This is a genomic window from Pseudohongiella sp. (assembly GCF_011050365.1).
Lineage (GTDB): Bacteria > Pseudomonadota > Gammaproteobacteria > Pseudomonadales > Pseudohongiellaceae > Pseudohongiella.
The window spans coordinates 266,850-281,220 of record NZ_DRFV01000008.1; the positions used below are offsets into that span (position 1 = coordinate 266,850).

At 57.0% G+C, this 14,371-nt stretch carries 10 protein-coding genes; 3 read left to right on the forward strand and 7 right to left on the reverse strand.

The window, feature by feature from the left end:
• Positions 1-10: 10 nt before the first annotated feature.
• The 6 genes from proC to gltB all read right to left on the reverse strand — a co-directional run bounded on the left by proC (position 11) and on the right by gltB (position 10,815).
• Positions 11-820: a pyrroline-5-carboxylate reductase gene (gene proC / locus ENH71_RS07085; protein ID WP_294131659.1), complete on the reverse strand. Its 810-nt coding sequence runs from the start codon at positions 818-820 to the stop codon at positions 11-13.
• An 84-nt stretch (positions 821-904) separates the two neighbouring features.
• Entirely contained in the window at positions 905-1,948 is a 1,044-nt protein-coding gene (locus ENH71_RS07090) for an AI-2E family transporter (protein WP_294131660.1), read from the reverse strand.
• Positions 1,949-1,994: 46 nt separating this feature from the next.
• Entirely contained in the window at positions 1,995-3,587 is a 1,593-nt protein-coding gene (locus tag ENH71_RS07095; protein ID WP_294131664.1) for an ABC transporter permease, read from the reverse strand.
• 10 nt (positions 3,588-3,597) lie between these two features.
• Positions 3,598-4,551 carry an ABC transporter ATP-binding protein gene (locus ENH71_RS07100; RefSeq protein ID WP_294131666.1) on the reverse strand — a complete coding sequence of 318 codons (954 nt, stop codon included), beginning with the start codon at positions 4,549-4,551 and terminating at the stop codon, positions 3,598-3,600.
• Positions 4,552-4,716: 165 nt separating this feature from the next.
• Positions 4,717-6,153, reverse strand: coding sequence for a glutamate synthase subunit beta (gltD, locus tag ENH71_RS07105; RefSeq protein WP_294131668.1), 1,437 nt, complete (start codon positions 6,151-6,153; stop codon positions 4,717-4,719).
• Positions 6,154-6,246: 93 nt separating this feature from the next.
• On the reverse strand, positions 6,247-10,815 hold the full coding sequence (gene gltB / locus ENH71_RS07110; RefSeq protein WP_294137639.1) for a glutamate synthase large subunit: 4,569 nt from the start codon (positions 10,813-10,815) through the stop codon (positions 6,247-6,249).
• A gap of 543 nt (positions 10,816-11,358) precedes the next feature.
• Between gltB and ENH71_RS07115 the strand changes: the two genes are divergently transcribed.
• Positions 11,359-12,114 carry a cytochrome b/b6 domain-containing protein gene (locus tag ENH71_RS07115; protein WP_294132554.1) on the forward strand — a complete coding sequence of 252 codons (756 nt, stop codon included), beginning with the start codon at positions 11,359-11,361 and terminating at the stop codon, positions 12,112-12,114.
• Positions 12,111-12,530, forward strand: a complete 420-nt coding sequence (locus ENH71_RS07120) for a hypothetical protein (RefSeq protein ID WP_294132555.1) — start codon at positions 12,111-12,113, stop codon at positions 12,528-12,530. Before ENH71_RS07115 ends, ENH71_RS07120 begins: the two co-directional genes overlap by 4 nt.
• A 126-nt stretch (positions 12,531-12,656) precedes the next feature.
• Here ENH71_RS07120 and ENH71_RS07125 read toward each other — a convergent pair whose 3' ends face one another.
• On the reverse strand, positions 12,657-12,809 hold the full coding sequence (locus ENH71_RS07125; RefSeq protein WP_294132557.1) for a hypothetical protein: 153 nt from the start codon (positions 12,807-12,809) through the stop codon (positions 12,657-12,659).
• A 424-nt stretch (positions 12,810-13,233) separates the two neighbouring features.
• On the opposite strand from ENH71_RS07125, the gene glpQ reads away from it, so the two are divergent.
• Positions 13,234-14,295 (forward strand): glycerophosphodiester phosphodiesterase, encoded by a 1,062-nt coding sequence (glpQ, locus tag ENH71_RS07130; protein ID WP_294132560.1) that lies wholly within the window; start codon positions 13,234-13,236, stop codon positions 14,293-14,295.
• The last annotated feature ends 76 nt before the right edge of the window (positions 14,296-14,371 follow it).

Sequence of the window (14,371 nt, forward strand, 5' to 3'; positions counted from 1 at the left end):
TGCTGTCGAATTATTTGGCCAGCTCGGCAGCACGTTGCTGCGCCGCGAGCATAGCTTTGGCTACGGTGGATTCAAAACCCTGGTTGGCAAATGACAGCAGGGCCTGCTCTGTGGTGCCACCCGGTGAGGTGACCCTGCGTCGCAGTTCATCGGGCGCGACATCACTGGAGGCGGCCAGTTTGCCGGCGCCCAGTGCGGTCTGAATACTGAGTTGGCGTGCCACTTCGGGCGTCAGGCCCATGGCCACTGCAGCTTTCTCCATGGCTTCCATCATCAGGAAGTAGTACGCCGGGCCGCTGCCTGACAGCGCGGTCACGGTATCAATGTCCTTTTCTGCCTGCAACCAGCAGGCAATGCCGACGGCAGTCATGATGTCGCCGGCCAGTGTTTTATGGTCGGCGCTGCAATTGTTATTGGCGAACAGTCCGGTGGCACCCTCGCCCACCAGAGACGGCGTATTGGGCATGCAGCGCACGATGGCCCGCTCAGCTCCCAGCCATTGCGCCAGGGATGACACCGGAATGCCGGCGGCGATGGAGATGATCAGGCAGTCGGCTTTGGCGATCAAAGGCTTGAGGGCAGTGCATACGGTGGCCATCACCTGCGGTTTGACAGCAACGATGATCACGTCAGCAACAGCCGCAATGCTGGCGGTGTCTCCGGTGCGGATACCGCACTCTGATTGCAGGGCCTGCAGCTTGTCACTGTCGATATCGCTGGCGTGGATATGGTCGGCGGCAACGCCTTTGGCCAACAGCCCGCGAATCAGGCTATTGGCCATATTGCCGGCACCGATAAATGCGATCTGGCGGTTATTCAAGGTATGCTCCTGCCGTGTGTCCTGTTGCAAAGCCGGTATTCTAACCCACACGGCTTCAGCTTGCAGCTAAAGCGCGGTTGCCGCTCAGCGATTGAAGTCCTGGCTGAACGTAGACCAGAAGCTGATAAACAGGGCGGCAATCAAAGGCCCGATAACAAAGCCATTGATCCCCAGCAGACTGATACCGCCGAGTGTGGAAAACAGCACGATATAGTCGGGCAGTTTGGTGTCGCGTCCCACCAGAATGGGGCGCAGTACGTTGTCTGCCAGGCCGATGATGATGGCGCCGTAAGCAACCAGAATCGAGCCCTGCATGACATTGCCGGTGGCAAACAGGTAGATGGCTACCGGCACCCACACCAGGGCAGCGCCGACCGCAGGCACCAGCGAGAGAAAGGCCATGACTACTGCCCACAGTACCGGGGCGGTAATGCCCAGCGCCCAGAATATGAACCCGCCCAGTGCGCCCTGCACCATTGCTACCACCAGATTGCCTTTGACCGTGGCGCGCACCACTTCGGTGAACTTGCGAAACAGAAGTTGTCGGCGGTCGTCCTCGAGGGGCACCGCGGCGCCCAGCCAGCCCATCATTTTGTCGCCATCGCGGAGCAGGAAAAACGTCAGATACAGCATCAGGGCCAGGCCGACAGTAAAGCTGACGGTATTGCGTCCGAAGCTGAGTGCTTCCTGCGATAACAGGCGGCTCAGAGTGATGGCGGAATCAGACAGGTATGAACGCACATTGGACATGTCGATGCCAAGGCGATCGAGCACATCCGGGATGATGGGCACCGCGCTGCCGATGCGCTCGAAGAATTGAGCGGGTTCGATCTGCTGGCTTTCGATCAGGTCGTAAAGCTGAGCGCCTTCCGCGACAAACGCGAAGGCAATAATCGTCACCGGAATGACCACCAGAATAATGCCGGCAAGCAGTGTCAGCAAAGCTGACAGTGAATTCTTGCCATTGAGTCTATGCCGCAGTTTGCCTTGCAGGGGATAGAACAGCAGCGCCATCACACAGGCCCAGAAAATGGAACTCCAGAACGGCTGCAGTATGGTCAGAAAGGCCAGGGTGATCAGTCCCAGAACGATGATAAAGGCTCTGTTTTCGACGGATTGACGTGACACGGGCAGTACTCCTGGCTTTTGTCAGTGATTTACCGGTTGCGCCGGATCAGCTAGCTGAGCGACGCAGCATCCGCCAAAGCTCAATGATACGTGGCGGTTGACCGGATCGCAGAATGCCCTGCCGGAACACCCGTCCGGAAAGCCAGAGCACGGCGGCAGTGCTGATCACCAGCACCACGGTGGTGCCGACAATATCAAACATCGGTGGTTGCGCGGCGGCCCGGTTCATCATGGTAAACGGTGTGAACAGCGGAATCCATGACATCACACGCGCCAGTGTGCCATTGGGGTCCTGGGCGATAAAGCTCATGGTGAGAATGGGTACCACGAGAACAGCCATCAATGGCATCATCAGGCTCTGGGCTTCCTTCAGTGTGTTGCACAGACTGCCGATGGCCAGGAAGATGCCCGCGTACAAGGCATAACAACACAGGTAGTAGAAGATAAAGTAAGGGATCAGGTCGGAGCTTAACAGGACGTCCAGAATCTGCACGATCATGGCAGTTTCAACTGTCTGGTAAAGCCGGATGAACACAAAAAACGAGCCGATCCATGCCAGTATCGTGGTAATACCGGTGATACCAATGCCCAGTAGTTTACCCATCATCAATTCGCCGGGCGTCACCGATGCCAGCAGCACTTCAATAATGCGATTGGATTTTTCTTCGATGGTATTGCTTAACAGGTACTGCACACTCTGCATCAGGGAAATGAAAATCAGATACACAAAGCCCATCGGAGCCCATTGCCGGAAAGTGTCGGCCAGGCTCACAGCTTCCTCGCCGGCGGCCTTGCCGGGGTCCAGCCGGCTGAGCGGCAGGCGGGTGCGTTGCACGTTGCGCACGGCCGCAATATCTATACCCTGGCTGGCATACTCCTGCTGCCGGATGGCACTGTTGATACTGTTCTGGATAGCACCGGATAATCGTGTGTCGGTAAGATTGCCAGCCCAGTACTGTACGCCACGGGGGCCGCTGTCCGGCGCCATCAGGCCCTGAATAGTGGCGGGTCGCACAATATCCTGGTCAACGTCTGCCGGAATCAGTATCAGTGCGAAAAGGCTGACCTGATCGCCTGCCACGTCAATGCGGCGCTCGCCATTGAGGTAGGGACGCAATTGTCCGACCACGGTTTGCGCATCTGCATCCGGATTGACGCCGGGTGGCAGTGGTGCGGCAACAAACTGTGGCCGCGGCTCGGTAAACTCGGGTGCATCGTCGCGCAGGTAGGGTTGCGCCATGGTGAGGGCGTAGTCCAGGCCGCCACTGGCAAGCCACTCGTCCAGTGCTGCAACTTCGTCGTTGTCGAAATTATCCAGCAGCTGATTAAGCTGCGCGGCGGGTTCGGCGCGGATGCTGGCAGCATCGACATCAACGCGGTTTTCCTGCAGGTAGCGCATGAAATCGAGCATCACACGCCGCTGGTGTTCTCGCCGGATGGCAGTTTCCACCGCCGCTGCATACTCGCCGGATTGATCTATGAGCAGGTAATAGCGCGTCGGTGTGGCAGTAGCCAGGCGGCTGGAGACATGGAAAATCAGAAAGAAGACAATAGGCACCAACAGCACGCCGATCCAGAAACCCTTGGTTTTGACGTTCTCCATGTATTCGCGCCAGGCGATCAGCAGCGTAACTCTCATCAGGAAGCTCTCATCTGAAATTGTGTTCCCGTGCGTCCTGTCCGACCAGATGGACAAACACATCATGCAGGCTGGCCTGGGTGAAATCGAAACGGCTGAGTGATACACCACTTTCGAAGCAGTGTTGCAGAATCAGCTGCGGGTCGGTCTGTTCTTTGACATAAAGCTCCCACTGTCGCGTGCCGGGAAGGCGGGACTCATCATCTACCGCGTGCTCCTGTACCGATAACACGCCGTTAAGACAGCGAATCGGACTGATGTCGTCACGCGTCTCCAGCACAATCCGGCGCGGGATGATGGCGCGCGCCTCGTCAACGGTGCCGTCAAAAACCTTGCTACCCTGGGTAATCAATAACAGGCGCTCGCACAGACGTTCGGCGTGTTGCATGACATGGGTTGAAAAAATGACCGTTTGACCGTTTGCCGACAGGTCCCGTATCAGTTGTTCCAGTACTTCCTGATTAACCGGGTCGAGCCCGGAAAAAGGTTCGTCCAGGATAACCAGTTCCGGCTCGTGGGCAATCGATGACAGCACCTGAACTTTCTGGCCCATACCTTTGGAGAGGGATTCGACGCTGGCATTGGCAAAATCGCTGAGGCCGTATTTAGCCAGCAGTGCAAAAGCCTTGTCTTTGGCCTCGCGTCGACCCATGCCTTTCAGTGTCGCGAAGTAGGCGATGATGGCCCACACCTTCATCTTTTTATACAGGCCTTTTTCTTCCGGCAGGTAGCCGATACGATCGCGCACGCTCATGGCAGAGGTGGCGCCCAGCACCTGAATCTGGCCTTCGTCAGGACGGAGGATATCCAGAATCATGCGAATGGTGGTGGTTTTGCCGGCGCCATTGGGCCCCAGAAACCCGTAAACGGAACCTTGCGGAATGCTGATATTGATCTTGTTGACGGCAGTGAAATCGCCGTAACGTTTGGTGACGTCAGTCAGTTCCAGTACTGGTGTGCTCATCCTGCAAATCCGCCTTCATGGATCCGCTTGAATGACTGGATCCGGTGTTTCAGGGAGTGTAGCACAGCGATCGTGGCAGTGTTCTGACGCTGCCTTTTGGTCTGATCATCGCCGGACAGGCCTCAGGCGTATTAAGCCTGAGGCCTGTCCGGCAGTCATGCGGGCCTAGGCGCCCAGGTATGTGTTGATGGCATCGGCCACCAGACGGCCTTCGTCAATTGCGCGGACCACCAGCGATTGCCCACGTCGGCAATCACCGGCAACAAAGACTTTCGGGTGGTTGGTACGGAAGTCCTTGTACTCCGCCTTGTAGTTGGAGCGTTGATCCAGCTCCAGCCCCAGCGGATTGCTGACATAGTGTTCCGGCCCCAGGAAACCCATGGACAACAGAATCAGATCGGCTTCCCAGAACTTGGTAGAACCGGGAACTTCCTTGAAGTTACCGTCCACTTCCACGGTGTTGATACCCAGCAGCTTGCCATGCTCATCGCGTACAAATTCCTTGCCGCTGATCGAGTACACGCGCGGGTCGTTGCCGTCGCGATGTGCTGCCTCTTCGTGGCCATAATCAACACGATGGATTTTTGGCCACAGCGGCCAGGGGTTATCACCCGGGCGTTCACGCGGAGGCTTGGGCATAATTTCAAAGTTGACCAACGACTTGCAGCCGTGGCGCAGTGAAGTGCCAATGCAGTCGGTGCCGGTGTCACCGCCACCAATGACAATGACGTTTTTGTCTTTGGCATTGATGTACTGACCGTCTTTCAGTTCAGAGTCCAGCAGGCTCTTGGTATTGGCGGTGAGGAACTCCATCGCGAAATGCACACCGGGGCCTTCGCGGCCGGGGATGCCCAGGTCGCGTGCCGTTGTCGCGCCGGTAGCCAGACACATGGCGTCGACCTGGCCCAGTAATTCGTCCGCAGGCATGGCGTTGACACTTTTGCCGCCGACATCAACGCCGGTGACAAATTTGACGCCTTCTGCTTCCAGCAGTTTAACGCGGCGATCGACCACATCCTTTTCCAGCTTCATGTTCGGGATGCCATACATCAGCAGGCCGCCGATGCGATCAGCGCGCTCATAAACGGTCACTTCGTGACCGGCCTGATTCAACTGCGCCGCCGCTGCCAGACCGGCAGGGCCGGAGCCGATGACAGCCACTTTTTTGCCGGACCGCAGGGTTGGCACGTTGGCCTGCACCCAGCCATTCTCGAAACCTTTGTCGATGATGGCATTTTCAATGTTCTTGATGGTCACCGCAGGTTCGTTGATGCCCAGTACACAGGAGCCTTCACAGGGTGCCGGACACACGCGGCCGGTGAACTCGGGAAAGTTGTTGGTCTTGTGCAGGCGGTCGAGCGCGTCGCGCCACTGGCCTTTGTAAACCAGGTCGTTCCACTCGGGAATCAGGTTGTAAACCGGGCAGCCATTGTCAGACTGGCAAAACGGAACGCCGCAATCCATGCAACGCGCGCCCTGGGTAGCCAGGTGTTTCTCGTCGTGTTCGGTGTAGATTTCCTTGTAATCAAGGAGTCGCTCTGCCGGCGCCCGATATGGTTCAGTCTTGCGCTCAAATTCTTTAAAACCCGTTGGTTTGCCCATGTCTTAACCTATTCTTCGAAATTTATATCCCGGCTGGCTGTTGTCAAACGGCCGCGCCCAATGGTCTCTATCGCCAGTGTGGCCAACCGCCTGCTACACCGCGACCGCCTGTTCTTTTGCCGCCATTTCCGCCAGCACGCGTTTGTAATCGCTGGGCATGACCTTGACGAATTGTTTGATGGCCTGATCCCAGTTATCCAGAATCTGTTGGGCCACCGCCGATCCGGTGTATTGCAGATGGTTACTGATCAGTGTTTTCAGTTCATCCAGGTCGGCAGCATCGGTGACGCCTTCCAGCTCGTAGGACTCAGTGTTGCACTGACGCGCAAAGCTCTCGTCCTGGTCCCAGACATAGGCGACGCCGCCGCTCATGCCGGCGCCGAAGTTGCGACCGGTTTTGCCCAGGATGACCACCCGGCCACCGGTCATGTATTCACAGCCGTGATCGCCGATGCCTTCAACAACCGCAGACGCACCGGAGTTGCGCACCGCAAATCGCTCGGCAGCAATACCACGGAAGTAGGCTTCACCGCCGGTGGCACCATACAGATTGACGTTACCGGCAATGATGTTGTCTTCGGCCTTGAACGTACTGTTCTTGGGCGGGTAAACCACAATGCGGCCACCAGACAGACCTTTGCCCACGAAGTCGTTGCAGTCACCTTCCACCGTGATGCTGATGCCTTTGGCAAGCCAGGCACCCAGGCTCTGGCCTGCAGAGCCGTGCAACTTGATGTTGATGGTGTCGTCAGGCAGCATCTGCTCGCCCCAACGTTTGGCCACTTCGTTGGACAGCATGGTGCCGACGACGCGGTTGATGTTGATCACCGGTAATTCGATATTGACCTTCTCGCCCTTTTCCAGCGCTGGCGCGGCCAGTTCAATCAGCTGGTTGTCCAGTGCCTTGTCCAGGCCGTGGTCCTGCGCGATGGTCTGGTATGTGCCGGTGTTCGGGAACACAGCCTTGGCTGGCGCCAGGATCTTGCTCAGGTCCAGGCCTTTGGCCTTCCAGTGGTTGATGGCGATGTTGCTTTCCAGCAGATCGACCCGGCCTACCATCTCGTTCAGCGTGCGGATACCCAGTTTGGCCATGATTTCACGCAGTTCTTCCGCCACCATGAACAGGTAGTTCACGACGTGCTCGGGCTGGCCCTTGAACTTCTTGCGCAGCGCCGGATCCTGCGTGGCTATTCCTACCGGACAGGTGTTCAGGTGACACTTGCGCATCATGATGCAGCCCAGCGTGACCAGAGGCGCGGTGGCAAAACCAAACTCTTCGGCACCCAGCAACGCAGCGATGGCGACATCACGGCCGGTTTTAAGCTGACCGTCGGTTTGCAGTACCACGCGTGAGCGCAGGTTGTTCATCACCAGCGTCTGGTGGGTCTCGGCCACACCCAGTTCCCATGGCAGGCCGGCATGCTTGATCGAGGTCAATGGCGAGGCACCGGTGCCGCCGTCATGGCCGGCAATCACCAGGTGATCGGTTTTTGCTTTGGTGACGCCCGCGGCAACTGTACCAACGCCAATCTCGGACACCAGTTTGACGCTGATGCGCGCCTGACGGTTGGCGTTTTTCAGGTCATGGATCAACTGCGCCATGTCCTCAATGGAATAGATATCGTGGTGCGGCGGTGGCGAAATCAGACCGACGCCCGGGGTGGAGTGCCGGATGCGGGCAATCTGCTCGTCCACTTTGCCGCCGGGCAACTCGCCACCTTCACCAGGTTTGGCGCCCTGGGAAATCTTGATCTGGATTTCGTCAGCATTGCTCAGATACCAGATGGTGACGCCGAAACGGCCCGATGCCACCTGTTTGATCGCCGAGCGCTTGGAATCGCCATTGGCCATGGGCTGGAAGCGGATCGGATCCTCACCGCCTTCGCCGGTGTTGGATTTGCCGCCCAGGCGGTTCATGGCCACGGCCAGTGCCTCGTGGCTTTCCTCGGAAATGGAGCCAAAACTCATGGCGCCGGTCGCGAAACGTTTGACGATGTCCTTGGCAGACTCGACCTCATCCAGCGCAATGGCCGCGGTATCCTTGCGGAAATCCAGCAGGCCGCGCAGCGTACAGGCGCGTGTGGTCTGCTCGTTGGTGTACTTGGCGAAGACCTTGTAGGCGTCCGGGCTGTTGGTGCGCGCTGCGTTCTGCAGGTTGAAGATTGCACTGGGGTCCCACATGTGGCTGTCGCCACCGTTGCGCCAGTGGATGTCGCCCGGGTTGTTGAGCACCGGAATACGGTTCTCGTCCTTTTCCGGGAAGCCCAGGCGGTGACGACGCTGGGTCTCTTCAATCAGTGTGGCGAAATTCACACCCTGCACTCGGCTGGCGGTGCCGACAAAGCAGCGATTGACGATATCGTCGGCCAGGCCCACGGCTTCAAATATCTGTGCGCCCTTGTAGGAATGCAACGTGGAGATACCCATTTTCGCCATGACCTTGAGCATGCCTTTGGCCACGGCTTTTTTGTAGGCGTACACCACTTTATCTTCGGTGTTGTAGTCCGTACCCAGCAGGCCGTCGAGCTGTGCCTGCCATACCGCTTCGAAAGCGAGGTAAGGGTTCACTGCGTCTGCGCCGTAGCCAGTCAGCAGGCAGAAGTGATGAACCTCGCGTGCTTCGCCGGTTTCAACGATCAGGCCAATACGGGTGCGCTCATGGGTTTTGATCAAATGGTGGTGGACCGCGCCGCAGGCGATCAGGGCACTGATGGCGGCCCGGTTTTTGCCGATCTTGCGGTCAGACAGCACAATGAAGGCATAACCGTCGGCGATGGCCTGGCTGGCCTCACTGCAGATGCGGCTCAGGGAATCCTGGAAGCCCGTGTCAGCATGCACATCGAACGTGATATCGATGACTTTGGTGCGCAGGCCGTTGTAATCCATATTGGCAATGGTCTGCAGCTGCTTGTTGGACAGAATCGGGTGCTTGAGGCTCAGCCGGTGGGCCTGCTCTTCGCTGGTTTCCAGCAGGTTGCCTTCCGGGCCGATAAAGCATTCCAGCGACATCACCACTTCTTCGCGGATGGAGTCGATGGCCGGGTTGGTGACCTGGGCAAACAATTGCTTGAAATAGTCATAGATCATGCGCGGCTTGTCAGACAGACAGGCCAGCGCCGAGTCGTTACCCATGGAACCCAGCGGGTCACGAGCCTCGGTGATCATGGGCAGCAGCATGAACTGCATGGTCTCGGTGGTGTAACCGAAGGCCTGCATGCGTGCCAGCACGTTATCGGAGTCCAGTGAGTGCTCTTCGTTGCCGTCAGACAGCTTGTCCAGGGTGACGCGCTGGTTATTCAGCCATTCACCGTAAGGGCGCTTGGCGGCAATGCTGTGCTTGAGCTCTTCATCGGGAATCAGCCGGCCTTGCTCAAAGTCGAGCAGGAACATGCGGCCCGGCTTCAAACGGCCCTTTTCCTTGACGTTGGCGGGATCAACTTTGACCACCCCCACTTCCGAGGCCATGATCACCTTGTCATCATGGGTCACGTAATATCGGCTGGGGCGCAGGCCGTTGCGGTCGAGCACGGCGCCGATGTACTGGCCATCAGAGAACACGATGGACGCGGGACCGTCCCATGGCTCCATCAGCGCGGAATGGAACTCATAGAAGTCCTTTTTGTCCTGCGTCATGTTGACGTCGGACTGCCAGGCTTCCGGGATCATCATCATCACGGCCTCCTGCAGGGAGCGACCGGACAGCAGCATGAACTCGAGAACGGCGTCAAATGAGCCTGAGTCCGAGCAATCAGAGTCGATGATGGGGAACAGGTCTTTCAGCTTGTCATCAAACAGGTCAGTGTTCAGCGTACCTTCACGCGCCACCATCTGGTTGACGTTGCCGCGCAAGGTGTTGATCTCGCCGTTGTGGCTCATGAAACGGTTGGGCTGAGCGCGGTCCCACGACGGGAAGGTGTTGGTGCTGAAGCGCGAGTGCACCATGGCCATGTGAGTTTCACAGGCCGGGTTGGTCAGGTCCTTGTAGAACGGGAACAACTGACCGGGCGTCAGCATGCCTTTATAGACAATGACTTTGGTGGACAGGCTGCAGGCGTAGACCATCTTGGCTTCGCTCAGCGACTTGTCGCCGCGCAGCTTGTGGGTGAAGCGCTTGCGGATAATGTACAGCTTGCGCTCGAAGGCTTCCTTGTCCAGGCCGTCAGCGGCACCTATAAACAGTTGCTCGATCTGCGGCTGTGCCATTCGGGCTGCCGGGCCGACATCGGCTCCGTCAGCGTCAACCGGCACTTCGCGCCAGCCCAGCAAGGTCTGGCCTTCTTCAGCAATAATCTGGTTGATCGCGTCGCGGCAGAACTCACGCTCTTTGCTGATCTGTGGCAGAAAGATGTTGCCGACTGCGTACTGGCCGGCTGCGGGCAGCTCGGTGCCCAGCTCGTTTTTGGTGACGTCAGCAAAAAAGGAATGCGGCAACGCCATCAGGATACCGGCACCATCCCCGGTGTTGGCTTCAAAACCACAACCGCCGCGGTGATCCATGCGCGAGTTCAGGTGATAGGCGTCCAGCATGATCTGGTGACTGGGGCGACCTTTGATGTCTGCCACAAAGCCTACGCCGCAGGAGTCTTTTTCACTCGCCGGGTCGTAAAGTCCGGTTTGTTCCGGGAAGCCAAACTTGTAGGGGTATTGGGCTTGATCAGTCATAAGTCGCTAAGTCTCGTTAATTCGTTATAGTGTTTCCGCTTCGGCTATCGTTAACGTTCCTGGCCGACACGATCGATCTTCAAGCGTTGCAAGCAGGGAGATGCGTGGATTTAGGGTTTTTGATTTGACGCGGCTCGATGACGCTGCCTGCACCCCGGACTGCGTGTCCGGCATGGTCCGGACGGTCGTAAAACCACAGTACGCTGTTTTACGGGGGCTGGACACAATACCACCGAACGAAAATATGTCAAGCTGTGACGATCCCGGCATGAGGCGTATCTTGGCTTGATAAATGTTCATGTCTGGATTAACCTTCTCGTCCTGTATGCCCCCTGAATCCCTAGGCTTGACAAGCATTTTAAGGGGTACTGGTACACTTGCTTAATGCCAGTGGCGGCGGCCGGCGTCAGTGTGGTTTCTGAGAGGCCGCCCGGAAAGCGTCAAGCAGGCGTGGTGAATCTGATTTCGCTGCGTGCGTGGTAGGTCACATGGTGTCTGGAAAGCGCCTTAAAAAACAATATCTTACAGATGAGGGGAATTCGCGTGGAAATCGTACGTTATAAACGGGATGTATGGGGTGATGAGGTAATTCTGGGTGTGTCCTGGGATTTGCTTTGGGTAGTTGCCGTCGCAATTCTGGTGCTGCTGGCCGCGCATGCCATTTTTATGGCTGCATTGGCCAAGAAAAAAGCCAAACCTTCGCCTGCAGGTAAAAAAGTAAGCCGACACGATGCCATCGACCGCGCGTTTCACTGGATCATGGCTGGCTCTGTGCTCGTGCTTATCGCCACCGGTGTCATGCCTATCATCGGCATTCGCTTCGCGTGGCTCGATATCCACTGGATCGCAGGTCTGCTGCTGACCTTTGTAGTGGTTTTTCACATTATTCGTGCGTCATTCTGGCAGGACTTCAAGTCCATGATCATGACACCGGCGGATTTCGCCGAGCCGTTTGATGAAACCCGCAAACCGGGCAAATACTCTTTTGAGCAGAAAGGCATGCACTGGGCAATGACCGTGCTGGTGCTGCTGGTTATTGTCACCGGCGTCATTCTGTTTTTGAATATCCGCACCCCGTTCTGGGAACGTCCGTCAGTGGCGGATGAGGCGCAACTGGGCCTGATGTTCCTGCTGCACGGCCTGGCAACCCTGGCGCTGGTGGCATTTACCGCCATCCACATCTACTTTGCGGTGCGCCCCGAGAAGATCTTTTACACGCGCTCCATGGTCAAAGGCTGGATCTCGGAAGATGAAATGCGTGCCAATCACGATACAAACAAATGGAAGGTGAAAGATTGACCGACGTTAAGAACCTGGAAAAAGATATTGAGGTAGTTGAGTCTGGCTACGAGTTCCTGCTGGCGTACGCCGCTCAGGGGCGTCCGCCGCATGACGAGGCGAGTTATCCGACGCCTCATGCCAGACCGACACTGGAAGATATGCTGGCCTCCATGCAAAACGTCCTGGCTGCCCTGGGCGAGACTCAGCATGAATACGAGCTGGTGATCGCTGAGGACCTGCGCAAGGCCAGTGCCACCCTTCGTTTTGTGCTGGCGCAGCCTCTGATGAGCTCGGAGTTGGTGGATAATCTGAACGCGTCGATTCACCTGCGCGCCGTGCTCACTGACTTCTTCCTGTACAGTGAGATTTTTAAGCCCGCTGCGGCAGAGGCCAAACCAGCGGCAGAGAGCGAGCCGCTATTCAGGAAGGCGTAAGCAGGCGCACACCGTCGGTCCCGGATCTGGTCCGGGCCTGATCAGGAAAAAGCCACCTTATACAGGTGGCTTTTTTTTGCCCGGGTTATCGCTTCTGGTCCCGGTTAGCCCGGGCGTACGCACTACTTAAGGGTTGATCATGGTGATGACGATGCCTGTAGCCAGGGTCAGTGTGAGCAGAAACATGAACACCCGAAAGCCTTTTCCGCGCTTGTTCCCCCAGTTGTAGCCCTCATCTTCAATAAAAATGGGATTGCTGCTGCGTTTGAATAATCTCATTGGCATACCTCGTGTCTACTGCTAACTGCTGACTGAGTGAATTGGGGGCATAGTTCTGCCGTCAGTCATTCAGACAACAAACAGAGCAAAAGATTTGCTGTCAATTATGGCAATGTGATGGACAAATATGGCTGATCGCCACAATAGTGCCGTAATGTGACAAAGTTAAACGTGCTGCCATTGTGCGTACTGCGGGCTAGTGGCTTGAATTCAAACTGATATACGCCGCACAATTATAAAGCAAGGTGGCAGATCTTCATGCCGGCTCGTTCTTGCTGTGCGTCGTGCCCCGCACGTCATTGTTTCACGTTTGTTACATTGCGCCAGACCCATGACCAGGACATTGTCGGCGAACTGTCATAAAAGTGTTGTAGACTGCGGGGTCAGCGATATCAACATGACTGCTAAAAAAAAGGATACACTGATGGCAACTGCAGCAATCAAGCGATTTCTGAGCGGAGTCCTGGTCATGGGTCTGGTAGTGGGGAATGTGGTGCCGATCGAGCCTGCCTATGCCCAGCGCGATGCCGCTGGCAAGATTGTGGTCGCGCACCGCGGCGCCAGTGGTTACCTGCCCGAACACACGCTGCCAGCTGTGGCCATGGCTTATGCCATGGGCGCCGATTTCATGGAACAGGATGTGGTGATGACACGCGATGATCAGCTCATCGTCTGGCATGACCTGACGCTGGACCGTAATACTGACGTGCGCCACCAGTTTCCTGGCCGTGCGCGCGATGACGGTCGGCACTACGTGGTCGATTTTGATCTGGCCGAGCTGCGTCAGCTCAGGGTTACCGAAGGCTACCGGGTGGACGAGAGCGGCGTCGAGCGACAGATCTACCCGCAGCGTTTCCCGCTCTGGCAGGGCAGCTTCCAGATCCATACCTTTGCCGAGCAACTGGAAATGGTGCAGGGCATGAACCTCGCTTCAGGCCAGGACATCGGCATCTATCCCGAGATCAAGTCACCTGCGTTTCATCACGACAACGGCAAAGACCTGAGCACCGCCATCATCCGTGAACTGAAGCGCTTCGGCTACACCAGCAAAGACAGCAATGTGTTTGTGCAGACCTTTGAATTCGACGAATTGAAACGCGTTCATGAAGAAGTGCTGCCAGCGCTGGGCGTGGAGCTGAAGCTGGTGCAGCTAATGGGTGACGACGAGGTCTACCAATGGATGCTCAGCGCCGGCGGGATGCGCGATCTTGCGCAGTACGCTGACGGCGTGGGACCGGAAAAAGGCATGATCATCAGCCCGGAGTCTACCCGCAGCGGCCTGATTATCAGTTCGCTGGTCAGTGACGCCCACCAGGCTGGCATGCAAGTGCATCCATACACGTTCCGGCAGGACGAAGGGCAGATTCCGGCCTACGCGGACGATTTTGACCACATGCTGGAACTGTTCTATTTTGAAGCCAATGTTGACGGGGTGTTTACCGACTTCCCGGACCGCGCCGTCGACTTTTTGCGCGAATACGACTGACAGCGCGGGCAGTGCGGGATTCGTGCCGGGGTTAACGGCTATACGTCAGAGCGCTTCTGGCGTATAATCGCCGCCC

Coding starts and splice junctions, on each gene's coding strand:
- glpQ (WP_294132560.1), top strand. CDS start 13,234: ATGGCAACTGCAGCAATCAAGCGATTTCTGAGCGGAGTCCTGGTCATG.
- gltB (WP_294137639.1), bottom strand. CDS start 10,815: ATGACTGATCAAGCCCAATACCCCTACAAGTTTGGCTTCCCGGAACAA.
- ENH71_RS07125 (WP_294132557.1), bottom strand. CDS start 12,809: ATGAGATTATTCAAACGCAGCAGCAATCCCATTTTTATTGAAGATGAG.
- ENH71_RS07095 (WP_294131664.1), bottom strand. CDS start 3,587: ATGAGAGTTACGCTGCTGATCGCCTGGCGCGAATACATGGAGAACGTC.
- gltD (WP_294131668.1), bottom strand. CDS start 6,153: ATGGGCAAACCAACGGGTTTTAAAGAATTTGAGCGCAAGACTGAACCA.
- ENH71_RS07100 (WP_294131666.1), bottom strand. CDS start 4,551: ATGAGCACACCAGTACTGGAACTGACTGACGTCACCAAACGTTACGGC.